This window comes from Agrobacterium sp. 22-209-1 (assembly GCF_053522485.1).
The window spans coordinates 19,424-32,615 of record NZ_JBNWCH010000002.1; the positions used below are offsets into that span (position 1 = coordinate 19,424).

Genomic DNA, 13,192 nt, shown 5'->3' on the forward strand with positions numbered 1-13,192 from the left:
TCGATGGTGGGAACGTCCCACTTTGAATCAAACGTCTTCGATATCGCTTGGTCTCAGGCGGCCATCTTGATTTAATAGCTCTTCGAGTGAGTTGGTCTGTTTGTGATCAGACACGACCTGATTATCAAATGACACTCTGAACCTGCCATCGGGAACAATGATATATTGCGACGACGTCCGTGCCGCTTCCAGAAGGCTCGGCAGGTCGGCAGATGCTTCATCGATCGTCCAGGTTCGTGACATCGTCACCGTCGCTCCAATTTTCGAATTACGACTTCTATACCTCGACGTTTACGGAAAACCGGCACATGCCGGCTACGACCTTTGGTGATTCCGTTTACGTCCGAGGGTTTCGAAATGGCAGGCCCCATTTTTTTGCTGGATACGAACATCCTGAGCAATGCCGGTTTGCAACGACCTCCGCCAGGGTTGCGTGCCTGGATGAAAGCCATGGGAGCAGATTCACTCGCCATCTCGTTTCCCGCTATAGCAGAGTTGAGGCGGGGTGCCCATCTGGCCTTGAAACACGATCCACAAAAAGCGCAACGGCTCCACAACTGGATTGACGACATCCTCTCCGTGGACTTCCAGTTCGCCGAACTCACAGCCAAAGCCGCCAGTCTCTATGCCGAAATGACCACCGTCGGGCCCCTCCGACACCTCCATGTACCAAGCCCGGAGCAAAAGAAGGATAAGATTGGGCATGATCTCCTGTTCGCGGCCCTGTCGATCGCCCATCAAATGCCGATTGCGTCGTTCAACGTGAAAGATTTCATCCTGATCGACAGGTATTTCCCGTTACCGGGCGTTTTTCACCCCGTTGAAGTTCAATGGCACGTCCCATGCCGCGCTGTGATACACGACGACGATTACGGAATGACGCCGCCTTCATTGCCCGAGTTCGTATCCAGCGGTTTCGGCTTTATGAGGTAGAACGAAGCGCTCGTTCCTTTCTACGGCAGCTCTAACCACCGCGGCGGCCAAACTGCCCTTCCGCAAAAGACCGGCATGAAGATCGAGAAGGGCATCCCTATGTTCTTCGAGCAGGAATTTCGCGCGCCGAAACTCCGCCTGCAATGTCGCCTCGACTGATTTGCTGAGAGCCTTGCGGCGGTGACGGAATGCCGACAATTCACGTGGACTGTCACCAGGTTCGACAGCCAGGGTTTTCCCAAGACCCCACTTGGTTTCCATCATCGTCGCCAGATCAGTTGCACGGTTGAGGTCGGCCGATGGATCGCCACCAGCACCGCTACCGAATTCCCCGAACAACACTTCTTCGGCTGCGATACCACCCAGAAGCGTGGCGATCTTGTTGCGAAAATACGTCGAAGTCTTTCGACTGAACAGCCGCTCCTCGAACGCCGTGTAACCCAGGGATCGTGATCGGCTACCAGTCTGAATGGCTTTCTCGATCGAGACCGACACCAACGGATCGGCTTCGAGCAAAACACCGAGAATGGCATGTCCGAGTTCGTGGGCAGCGACACAGCGTTGTACGGCCATTGGAACTGGGATGACTGGTGGCATGGCTGTGGCGAGATCACTGAGCAACATCGAGCGTTTTGCTCTTCTCGCATGGCGTCGGGCATCACGGACACACCGTTCGATGTCGGCACCAGACCAGCCCTCGCTTGCCGACACCACGTCGTCCAGCGCTTCGTCTGCAAGGTCTCCCCGAAGATAGAAACGGAAAATGTCGTAGCGTGCCGCCCCATTCGGAAGCGGAATGGAAAAGTGGTGTTCCAGTCGTCCTGCCCGAAGAAGCGCTGGATCGATGATGTCCGGATAGTTCGTTGCGCCGATGACAATCACGCCTTCATGCGCCTGCGCACCATCCAGCAGTTCAAGTAGTGCGTTGATGACCTGCCGATGATAGTTATCGTTGCTACCGGTCCGATCATCGCGGCTCGTAAAACTGTCGAACTCGTCAATCAACAGGATCGAAGGTGCCTGTCTCGCGGCTTCGGAGAACGCTTTTCGCATGGCTTTGAGCATATCACCAAGGTGACCGGTTGCCTGCCAACGGGCTGCCGAACCTAATACGAGTGGTACGTCGCAGGTCCTCGCCAAAGCAGCCGCGTAAGATGTCTTACCCGACCCCGGAGGGCCGGAAAGCAGGACGCTGCAATCGACATCATCCCAAGTGAGAACTCCCGCCTTCCACGCCGTGATGTCCTCGGCAAGTTCGAGACCCCAGGCTTTGGCCTCACCATATCCGGACAGGTCGTGCAGTGTCGGTCCCGCCGACAAAAAGTCAGAGGAACGTTTTCCTTTTTCGATATGGGGATACCGACGGAGACGCCCGATGCTCACAGCCACGGATCGTCCGCGCCGCCAACCGAGTTCGACCCGTTTGGGAGATTGGTGCGACAAAAAATCGGCATCGGCATTCGTGATAGTCCCGAGCCTCATCCGCTGCGCCGCAATCCGATAATCGTTCGGAGCCGGTAGGGCCAAAGAGACCACGATATCAGCGACGATGCGGACCTCGTCAGATAGAAGCTCCTCGTCCTGGAGAAGAATGATCGCCCGTTTGAGTTCTCGAAGTTTTCTGAACGCCTGGAAATCGTCGGCAACTTCAGTTTCTTCACCGACGAACAGAACGTAGTTGCTGCCGTGTTCGCCGCCGACCGGCACAGTCCCCTCAAGCAACCATTTCGCGGCCATCTTGTGGGCATGAACATCAGCCTTAGGCGGCATGACGAAAGCTGCCACAAACGACGATCGCCTTTTCAGCAACTGGCGGATCGATCTCGACATCGCGATGATCGCTAGATGGGTCGGCAGGGTAAGCTCGTACTTCGAGCTATGGAACGGATCGCGATTGGCGATCAGGTTATCGCTATAAGACTGCATGGATGCCTCGGAATACGGGGAATGATGATGACGCTGACAGGTAGGTCAGGACCTTATCCGCCGCACCATTGTCTCGGGGCCGAGTAATTCCGTATCGAGATCGACTTCGACTAAACCGCGCAGGATCATCTGGGCCAGTCCGGCAACTGGCTTGGTTTCGGTAAAAACTGTAAGGCATTCGGCGATCGTCAGATTGCCGTGCTCTTCCAATACTGCGAGTAACCGCAAACGATCACCGAGCGCTAGAACTGCACCGCCATATCTCAAAAGGTCCCTTGCATTCTGAAGACGCGGACCATCGTAGACTTCATCGGCGACCAGACGTCGATATTTGATGCCATGGTTTTGGGCTGCGGCCTCGATGCTGCCTACGTCGACCGGCATCACCCTGTCGGACGCATCGACTAACAAGCGCCCGCCATCATCGTCGAGAATACCAAAATCAGGGACGTGGACGCCACCACGGTAATCGATCGAGAGCGGCATGCAGTGCCAGGACAAGACCGATGGATTGACGTCGAACAGACACGCCGCATCACGTGCGGCTTGTGATCGAAAGACCGGCGTACCGTCGCATTTGACCGTAGCCGTTGGATAGAATGTGCGGATGGATGCCGAATGGCGGCTGGCGCGAAGCAACTTCGCGCGCTGTGCGATACCCATTTTGAACCTCAAAGAAGCACGGTTGATTGAGGCCGCGATTATCGCGGCGAGCGGGGATCAACCTATTCGTATGAGGCGGGTGCGCTTTTTCATTCGTGAACGAATAGGGAACAAATCTCCAAAGGTCAATAGCGCCAGTAATAGAAATCTGGATAGCCGGGCGGAAACCACCTCATGGCATGTTCTACGTCTGGCGTTGATGAGCTGGAAAAAGCCTGGAACTCGAGTGACTCCTACTCAGCCGGTTCTGCGGCGACAATCTCTCCAAGCGCGACGCCGTCGGCATCTTCTGCGTCCGCAAGGCCGTCCTCGTACGCACTGATGGAACTCTTTGCCCCAAAAGAACGGAGCGCCTTGAGAGGTTCCTCCCTCATTAGGCGTTGGATTTCAGCAATCCCTGCCCGAGTGACGTAGCGTCGTTTGACCTTGGGGTCGTACTCGTGGAATGGCATGTCAAGGAGGCCGAACGTCTCCAGCAACGGTTTCACCGCCGATGCAGTGAGGCGACACCCTTCCCCATATAGTTCTTGTGCGATGGGTTGAAGCAATGGCGCAACTTCGCTTGGAAGATTACGGTCGGCCGCCTCAAGGGGGGCGTGTACTACTTCCCCGAGAGATACTTTTCCTACGACCAAGTATGCCGGGGAGCCATCATCCTCAACTTCAGTAAAACGGCCTTGGTCGATGAAGTTCATCGAGCGAGCAGTCTCCTTCGATACATAGAGGTTGGTGGCTTTTGCCGGGTCGCCAAATGAAGTTGCATCTACGACACCGACCTTTTCGTAGCCGACGCGTTCGACCGCCTTCAGGGTCTCCATGATAATTTTGAGACGGCGCTCCTCGCGCTCATCCAGGAGAGCCCGAAGTTCGTTGTACTTTATGGCTGCAGTTTGAGCGACGTACCGATAGTAGATAGTACCTTCGCGTATAGCCTCTTCATCTCGTGGATTTTGCCCGTTGGCATCCCAGGTTCTTTTCGCTCGGCTCTTTTGACAAATCACGGGTCGGTTGATGTTCGTCTCGACGCCTACCGCGAACAACGTCATTTCCCCAAACTGATACGTTTTCGTTTCAAATGGTATCTCGGGAGAAAAATCTTGTCGCAAGAGCGTGGTGATGTCGGCATCGTCGGGCAATCCGGCTATATCGGTGCCGACAAGTGTTCTTGGTCGATCCGCAACCCCGAACACGATAACGCCTCCTCCCGTGTTCGAGAATGCGGCCAACGTTCGTTCGTAGGCCGCCATTTGATGTCGGTCAAACGACCGCTTGAACTCGAGTCGGCGGCTCTCCCTACTGTGGACGCGTAGAGTATTCTCGTCGAATTCAATCAAGGAACTCAAGTTGTCAGGAAGTATCATGCCGGCCCCCATATCCGGCGCATATTAGATATCGGATTGGGATAAACGCAACACGTTCATGTAGCGTCAACGCTGCTTGATGGCGTCAATGAGCTTGTCGTCTTAACTCGCCGATTTTTCGGAGATAAAGTGGACTCATCCCCAATCCGCGGCGATTGCTTCGGCCTGACGGACGACCAAGTCGACAGCGGCCTTCTGTAAGTCCGGGGGATAACCGTATCGGGCAAGCATTTTCCGCACCTCGATGCGCATCTTGGCCCTCACACCCTCTTTGCGGGTCCAGTCCACGGTTGCCGAGTCTCGGATCGTCTGTACCAACAATCGTGCCAAGGTGCGCAACGTCTCATGAGCCATCAGTTCGCGTGCGGACCCGTTCTCGGCCAGCGCCTCGTAGAACGCGACTTCCTCCTGGGTCAGGCCCAGCTCCGCCGCCCGCGCGCCACTCGCTCGTATTTCTTTGGCAAGTGCGATCAATTCCTCAATGACCTGAACGCTGTCGACCGCGCGGTTGTGGTACTTGCGCAGAGTCTCGTCCAATCGATCGCTTAGCTTTTGCGCCTGAACTATGTTGGTTCGCGTGTGCGCGCTGATTTCATCTGCTAGCAAGCGACGTAAAGTCTCGACAGCCAGATTTTTCTGACTGGTGCCGCGCACTTCTGCAAGGAACTCATCGGAAAAGATGGAGAGGTCGGGCTGATCAAGGCCAGCGGACTTGAAGACGTCGAGGATGCCATCTGCCATCACGGCTTTTGAAAGCAGTTGGCGTATGTCCCGTTCAACTGTGGTGCGGCTACGACCCGTGCCCGAGGTGTACTTCGCCAAATTGGCGCGGAGCGCAACGACCATTGCTATCTCGTGCGCCCGACCCTTCACCCGGTCATCACCCGCGCTGATCGCATAGGCGACTTCCAGCTTGAAACCTGTCTCGATGAAAGCGTCACGTCTGCCCGTTCCCAGAAGGTGTTCCAGGCACTGTTTCAGAATCGTAAGGCGGGCCGTCGGAGGCGAGGTAAAGAAGTCCTTCCATGCGACACCATCGAGCAGCGCCAGCGCGCTCTCCAGCAGTGTTAGAGTCTGACGCGCAGCTTCGTCAGGGTCCATACGCACTTGGTCACGATCACCCTGGGTATACTTTTCCAAGGCCGCCTTCAGCTCGGTACCAATCCCCAAATAATCAACTACCAGCCCGCCCGGCTTGTCGCCCCAGACCCTGTTAACCCGCGCGATTGCCTGCATGAGACCATGACCGCGCATAGGCTTGTCAATGTACAGTGTGTGGAGGGAAGGAGCATCGAAACCGGTGAGCCACATGTCGCGCACGATGACGAGATCGAAACCAGATGATGGGTCCTTGAACCTATTCGCCAGCGCCTCCAAACGAGATTTGGTACGCAAGTGAGGTTGCAATGGCTGAGGATCGTCTGAACGGTTGCCGGTGATCACCACCTTTAATAGGCCGGACTTGTCGTCACTGGTGTCGTTGGAAACCCATTCTGGGCGCAGTTTAGCGATCTCGTCGTAGAGCATCACAGCGACCCGACGGCTGACCGTCACGATCATTCCCTTGCCGCCCGCCATAGCATCACGCCGCGTAGAGAAGTGATCCACGATGTCAGCGGCAATCTGAGCCACCCGATCAGGCGAACCGACGACTTCTTCAAAACGTGCCAGTCTCCCCTTTATCCGCTCCACCGCAGCATCGTCGCCTTCGGCAAGCTCCTCGGCGAGCGCATCGAGCTGGGCACGCTCTTCGTCATTCAGGGCAAGGTGTAGACGAGCAAGACGGGCCGAGTAATGGATCGGTACAGTAGCTTTATCAAGGACTGCTTGGGTCATGTCGTAGGTGTCAATGACATCCCCGAAAGTGCCGTACGTGTCGCGGTCTCGCTCTTCGATGGGTGTTCCTGTAAAGCCAACGACCGTTGCATGCGGAAGGGCCTGCCGAAGGTAGTCGGCGAACCCCACCGCTTCCCTCATCCCGCCGTCGTGCTCAACATAGCGTTTCTTGAAACCATATTGTGTGCGGTGCGCCTCGTCAGCGATGACGATCACGTTGCTGCGGTCGGTCAGAAGGGGATGCGAACCATCCTCACCCCTGAAGCGCTGGATGGTCGTGAAAACCAACCCACCTATATCAACCGCGAGGAGGCTGCGCATCTCTTCGGACGTCCCCGCCTGCCGAGGGGTGCCGCGCAGTGCCGCCCCGTGATCGGCAAAAGTTCCGAAAAGCTGGTCGTCGAGGTCGTTACGGTCAGTCACCAAAACGATGGTTGGGTTTTTCAGTTCTTTTGCTAGCTGAAGCTGTCGTACGAAGAACAGCATGGTCAAAGATTTGCCAGACCCTTGTGTATGCCAGACGACACCACCTTTTCGGGTTCCTGACTGTGCCGCGGCGAGGGTCGAGAACAGAGCCTTTTTCACGGCGTGGAACTGATGGTATGCCGCGAGTTTCTTGGACTTGACGGTACCATCCTTGACCTCGAATGCGACGAAGTCGGAAATTAGGTCTATAAACCGTTCAGGGGCGAAAACGCCGCGGATCAGCACCTCCAGCTCTGAGCGGCCCGCATCATCGATGTCGGTGCCATCAATAGTCCGCCATGGGGCAAAGCGATCCAACTGCGCCGTTATCGAGCCGATACGTGCGTTGCTACCGTCGCTGATAACCAGCACCTGATTGGTGCGCATCAGCTCAGGTGCCCTCGTCTTGTAAGTCGCTAGCTGGTTGTGAGCCTTTTCCAGCGTAGCTGATGCGTCGGACGGGCTCTTCAACTCCAACACCGCGAGAGGCAAGCCATTGACGAAAACCGTAACATCCGCTCGCACGGTACCTTTTTCGCCCTTTACAATGAACTGGTTGGCAACCAGTAGTCGGTTAGCCAGTGGATTATCCTGATCGACGATCCTGATGCCCACGAAACGAGTTGTCCCTCCCTCGTGCACTTCGACAGGTACACCACTGACGAGGAAAGGGTGGAAAAGTCTGTTGTTCTCGATGAGGTCCTGGCTCTGCGATGCCCGGATTTTTAGTACGGCTGAGTCGACCATGTCGGCCGTTGCCTCAGGGTTTAAGGAGGCGATTGCACTGCGCAATTCAGGCTCTAGGATCGCCTCGCGATAATCGGTCCGCGCGCCCATGGGGCCGTCCGGCGCAAGATAGTCGCCGGGAACACTGTTCCATCCGAGCAATTCGAACCAAGAGAGCGCCGCCAATTCGACAGCCTCTTCGGCTAACTCCATACGCGGACTATCGGGAGGAGTAGAATAAGTGTCGCTCATCGCTACCTCACCGAGCTATTATGTGCCAGGGCGTCACTCGAGAAGGGTTGCCACGCCCACTTCATGCCGCAACCTCCTTGTCGTCAGTGGCTTCGGACGCGCTCTCGGCCTCCCAGTCAATCCGCGCCGCGTCGTAGGCGGTCTCATCCAAGTGGAACAGGACGTAGCTGGGGTCGAAGGCCGCACCGGCGATCTCTATGGGATCGTACTCCGAGTCGAGATAGGCATTGAACGCGTTATGGTCACCGTAGTCCGGCTGGTCGCCTGCTGCGTCTTCAGGCGTGGTCCGGCTCCAGGCGACATCGAAGAGGAAAGCGACCAAGCTGTCGCACAGGCCACCCAACATCAGCGCATGCTGGCGCTGCAAGGTACCCCAGTCGAGTGACCCGCCGTGACGCATGTTCGGTATGTTGCTAAGTTCAGCGAGCGCCAGTGCCGCTCCATTTATACTACCGAGCAACTTGGTGATCGTTTCGCCAATCTTGTCCGTCTCGGGGTGATCCGCCACCGAAAAGTCCATGGCATTGAGTAGGGTGCGCGTTCGCTGCTGGAAATTCTCATTTTTCCCGAAAACGACGCCGAGGCGCGGACCTATGGTGGCATGTGCTGCCTCGAACAGCGTGCGGACACTCTGGAGACAGAAGGCAGGTTGAATCTCGATGCTTCGCTCCAGCGCTTCGACGTGGATACGCAGCGGCTCCGCCCGGTCGGGGTGGGTTTCCATGAGTGCGCGGAGCATCTGGAGCGTATAAGGCATGCGTCAGGCCCTCTCCCGTTCCAGCTCGAAGTCATGGCGTCGGACTGTGTCCAGCGCGTCGAACATCGTGGTCATGATGTGCCTGAGCTTGGCGAAATCGACCCATAGCTCCGGTGGGGCAGTGGGAGACGCGGCGTCATCGTAGCGGAAGGCCGTCGAGCGCGGGTCAACTGCGTCGAACTCGTGGATACGATCGCGCAGCCAGTCGACCTGAACGGTCGGGTAGCGTAAGGACAGCCGTTCGTGCAGCGCGTCTGCCATAGGCTGGAGGCCGTGCGTGCGGAGGTGTGCCCCCTTGAACAGACTCTTGAGATTCAGTTCCAGTGCGTGCCGGAAGCAGAACAAGATCGGGTCGACGCTCTCCCATGCTTCGCCATGTTTCATTGCCGCATCCAGCAGGCGGAACGCCGCAGCGCGGTAGGACATGACCATGTCGTAGGTATCACGCGCCGTATTGCCGTTGTAGTTGACCAACATCGCGCCGTACTGCGTTTCAGGTTCGTCTGGGGGATCAGCAAAGAGACGCCAGTTCAGATCAAGCCGCGCTTCCGTCATGCCGCCACCCCTGTAGCTCCGGCGTCTTTGATGCGGATTTCACCGGAGATCAGCTTGGGTAGCAGGGTCTCGCGGACCGCGCGCAGCGTAGCTGACTCTTCAACAAGGTTGAGGATGCGTTCATAGATCGGTTGGGCTGTACGCTCGAACGCCGAAACAATCTCGTCGCCGCCATAGATGACCTTTGCCGTCTGAAGGGTCGTGGTTGTGATCGTGTCGAACACCGAGCCATGCGCGCCACGTACCAGGTCGTTCACCATTGCCGAGAACGTGCAGGCGAGCCAAAACGGTCTCTTTGCGTCAGAGTGAAGTGCATAGCAGGTCTGGTTCATGGCCATTTCTCGACCAAACAGGCAGTGCCTGCCGGTGGTCGCTCCGCGCGCGACGACGACCGTTGAAAGGGCAGGCACCAAACGTGTGGCGCTTTGCTCCAGGCCGCGACGCGTGATGGTGCGCTCGGTGCTTGTAAGGAACCGATCGGCACATTGGCTCACGTCCTTTGCACTGGCCCATAGAACAGGGCCGTCCCAATAGGCTGGTTCATCAGTCTTCGGCGTTCCTCCAGAAATAAGTCGCGCATGGTCGAGGAGTGGAGCCTTGTCCCACCCCTCCGGCAGACCATTTTCTCCGAACCGGTCAGGGAAGAGGGCGGCGGTGGTGTCGGGTAGGCCCGTGGGGTGGCCCTTGGCCTTGGCGCGGACGGGTTCGAAATCAATGAACCAGCTCTTGAATGCCTCCCTCACCATCTCCTCCAGGGTCGCCGACATGCGCCGGTTCAACGCGATCTTGTCATCGAGAGAGCCAAGGAGATGGGCGATGCGCCTTTGCTCTCCAAGAGGAGGCAGGTTGAGTGGTATATTGCTGAGTATCTCCGTGTTGAGATTGGGCATGACCAGCCCAACCGCATGTTTCTTCAACCAATCGCGCGTTTCGGGCGCGGATATGTGAAATGACAGGAAGACCGGGTCGCACTTGGCTTCGTCAGGTCGAACGAGCAAGCAGCCCGTCCCGCAGAGCCAATCGACAGTGTCTCGGGTTACGAGTGCACACTTATCTACCTCGCCACGCCGGGAAAATACCAGATCGTTCTGCCGCAGCTTATGCCTAGACAAGCGATTGGCGTCCTCGTCGCGGATATAACTGATACCTTCCGTATAGATGCGGCGGTCACGTATATTGGTAGGCATGACGACGGGCACGCCAGATGGCACATAATCAGAGGCATGAAGCTGGCTTCCGAATGGCCCTGTCTGTATCCTGGCCACGACATCTGCCAAACGTGCAGTTGTCCACTCACCAGCCATGGCCGACTCCTGCCAGCGCCTTGCGAATGCGTTCGTCGAGCGCCACGCCCTCGGCCATTTGCTCGCTCAGCACATTGGTCAGCCGCGTCATCTTGGCGTCGAAGCCTTCCTCGTCCTCCTCCGCCGCCTCAGTACCGACATAACGTCCCGGCGTCAGCACAAAACCCTGCGCCTCGACCTCTTTGAGGGTCGCGGACTTGGCGAAGCCTGGCACATCCTCATAGTGTCCGCCTGCCTCTCTCCACACGTGGTAAGTGTCGGCAACCTTGGCGATGTCTTCATCAGTCAGTTCCTTCAACGTGCGCGATACCATCGTGCCGAGATTCCGCGCGTCGATGAATAGGATTTCGTTCGTCCGGTCACGCAGCTTCTTGTCACGTGAGAGGCCATTCGATTTGTCGCGGGTGAGGAACCACAAGCAGACTGGTATCTGTGTGGTGGAAAATAGCTGTCCCGGTAGCGCCACGATACAATCGACGAGGCCCGGATAGTGTATTTGCTTCCCGGATTCGCTGACAGTGATGCCCTCGATCAGAGCCCGGCGAATATCGCCCTCGCCAGACTGTTGACTGGAGAGCGAGCCGTTGGCCAGAACCACGCCGGCGTATCCATCGGGCGCAAGGTGGTAGATGATATGCTGTAGCCAGGCGAAGTTGGCATTGCCTGCGGGAGGCACGCCATAACGCCAGCGGGTATCGCCCCTGAGTTTCTCCCCGCCCCAATCACTGTCATTGAAGGGCGGGTTGGCGAGCACGTATTTCGCCATGAGACCCTTGTGCATGTCTTCGTGAAAGGTGTCCGCCCACTTGGAACCGAGGTTCGCCTCGATGCCCCGGATGGCGAGGTTCATCTTGGCGAGCCGCCATGTGGTAGCATTGGACTCCTGTCCGTAGACAGCAATCTGGTCGCGTGCCTTTTTGGGATCAACGTGCTTGCCCGCATGCTCCTCAACGAAGCGCTCGGACTGCACGAACATGCCTCCTGACCCACAGCAGGGGTCATAGACGCGGCCCTTGAAGGGTTCCAGCATGGCTACAAGAAGCTTCACCACGCTGCCGGCGGTGTAGTATTGCCCACCGCGCTTACCCTCCAGCTTAGCGAACTCACCGAGGAAATACTCGTAGACTCGACCGAGCACATCTGCACCATGATGCGCATCCTCGAACTTGATGTCCGAGAAGAGCTTGAGCACCTCGCCGAGCTTGTTCTGGTCCAGCTCCTGCCTTGCGTAATTCTTGGTCAACACGCCCTTGAGCGTAGGGTTCTCCGTTTCAATGGCGATCATGGCCTGATCGATAAGCTCGCCGATCGTTGGTTTGGTACTGGTGGCGTTCTCCTTGAGGAAGGTCCAGCGCGCACGTTCGGGTACGAAGAAGATGTCGGCACCGATGATGAGGTCACGAGCTGCGTCTGGGTCGTCAAGGAGGAAGGCTTCCTCCGGGTTCGCTTTAACCTCGTCAATGCGCGCATCGAACCGATCGGATATGTACTTTAGAAAAATAAGCCCGAGTGCGACATGCTTATATTCGGCAGCATCCATGTTACCGCGCAGCTTATCGGCGGCCGCAAAAAGTGTAGCCGCGATGGAAGGGCCAGGTTTTGCTGCCTTGGCAACGGGGTTATTGTCTTTAGGTTTTCTCCCACGTGGCACGACTAAACTCCAGTCTCTCAAAATTTGACAGTCGTGCCAGTTATTATCAACAACAGGTTAACAGCAGGTGGAACCCCAGCCCAGCCATCAGTAAGTAGTTGGGCGAGTCAGCAATCCAGTAGTTCACCTCGTCACCTTAGCTTGGCGCGAAAGCGCCGATCTCAAGCCTTTCTGATGTTGTGTCAAGAAACTCGATCGATTTTAGCCAGAAAAGAGGGCTTTTGGGCAGCATCCGCTTTTCCATCTGGACCACCGCGAACTCGACCGGGCGAGCTCTCGTCTCTGACGTAGAGCGAGGCCTGCAGTCTCTGCGCAGCCTCTGGGCCAACAACGGCGACAAGCCATATTGCCGGCCCCTTGGGCTGGCCATGGAAAAACTGGAGTGGGGGGAGCGGACTCGAACCGCTCCGTGCGGGCCTTTCGGCATAACGCTTGGGTCCCATTCACCCTCTTGTCGATGGCGTGTCCGTTCCCCCACCTGGCCCCACAGAACCGCAAGAACGTCCACTCCAGTCTTGAGCATTGCCTTCATGAATACCTCCGTTCGCTGATCAAGGTTGTAAACCCAGTCAATGCAGAGCCAGAGGGGAAACAGACACGCCCCGACATCTCCGATGGTGAAACCCAAGGTCACTAGCGCCGAACCCTGAATTCGATACAAAAGTGGTATCAGACGCGCCTGCCGTCGCCAAGTACCGACCGACCTATCGGCACCTGCCATGTCGAGGCGATCTTGTAAAAGCTGAATCCCGATAAAAATTTC

9 protein-coding genes are annotated in these 13,192 nt (G+C 56.9%); 1 reads left to right on the forward strand and 8 read right to left on the reverse strand.

Annotated features, from left to right (window positions below; translation table 11 throughout):
• The first annotated feature begins 357 nt into the window (after positions 1-357).
• Positions 358-933: a type II toxin-antitoxin system VapC family toxin gene (locus tag ACQZ48_RS04440; RefSeq protein ID WP_448728615.1), complete on the forward strand. Its 576-nt coding sequence runs from the start codon at positions 358-360 to the stop codon at positions 931-933.
• On the opposite strand, the gene ACQZ48_RS04445 is transcribed toward ACQZ48_RS04440, so the two are convergent.
• The 8 genes from ACQZ48_RS04445 to ACQZ48_RS04480 all read right to left on the reverse strand — a co-directional run bounded on the left by ACQZ48_RS04445 (position 889) and on the right by ACQZ48_RS04480 (position 12,429).
• A complete protein-coding gene (locus ACQZ48_RS04445; protein ID WP_448728616.1) occupies positions 889-2,859 on the reverse strand; it encodes an AAA family ATPase in 1,971 nt (656 codons plus the stop codon). The genes ACQZ48_RS04440 and ACQZ48_RS04445 overlap by 45 nt on opposite strands.
• 45 nt (positions 2,860-2,904) lie before the next feature.
• Positions 2,905-3,522, reverse strand: coding sequence for a hypothetical protein (locus ACQZ48_RS04450; protein ID WP_448728617.1), 618 nt, complete (start codon positions 3,520-3,522; stop codon positions 2,905-2,907).
• Positions 3,523-3,755: 233 nt separating this feature from the next.
• On the reverse strand, positions 3,756-4,883 hold the full coding sequence (locus ACQZ48_RS04455; RefSeq protein WP_448728618.1) for an AlbA family DNA-binding domain-containing protein: 1,128 nt from the start codon (positions 4,881-4,883) through the stop codon (positions 3,756-3,758).
• Positions 4,884-5,018: 135 nt separating this feature from the next.
• Positions 5,019-8,162: a type I restriction endonuclease subunit R gene (locus ACQZ48_RS04460; protein ID WP_448728619.1), complete on the reverse strand. Its 3,144-nt coding sequence runs from the start codon at positions 8,160-8,162 to the stop codon at positions 5,019-5,021.
• A gap of 61 nt (positions 8,163-8,223) precedes the next feature.
• Positions 8,224-8,919, reverse strand: coding sequence for an abortive infection family protein (locus ACQZ48_RS04465; RefSeq protein WP_448728620.1), 696 nt, complete (start codon positions 8,917-8,919; stop codon positions 8,224-8,226).
• Between the two features lie 3 nt (positions 8,920-8,922).
• On the reverse strand, positions 8,923-9,474 hold the full coding sequence (locus ACQZ48_RS04470) for a hypothetical protein (RefSeq protein ID WP_448728621.1): 552 nt from the start codon (positions 9,472-9,474) through the stop codon (positions 8,923-8,925).
• Positions 9,471-10,778 (reverse strand): restriction endonuclease subunit S, encoded by a 1,308-nt coding sequence (locus ACQZ48_RS04475; protein WP_448728622.1) that lies wholly within the window; start codon positions 10,776-10,778, stop codon positions 9,471-9,473. The genes ACQZ48_RS04470 and ACQZ48_RS04475 overlap by 4 nt, the downstream gene beginning before the upstream one ends.
• Positions 10,768-12,429, reverse strand: a complete 1,662-nt coding sequence (locus ACQZ48_RS04480) for an N-6 DNA methylase (protein ID WP_448728623.1) — start codon at positions 12,427-12,429, stop codon at positions 10,768-10,770. The genes ACQZ48_RS04475 and ACQZ48_RS04480 overlap by 11 nt, the downstream gene beginning before the upstream one ends.
• Positions 12,430-13,192: the final 763 nt, after the last annotated feature.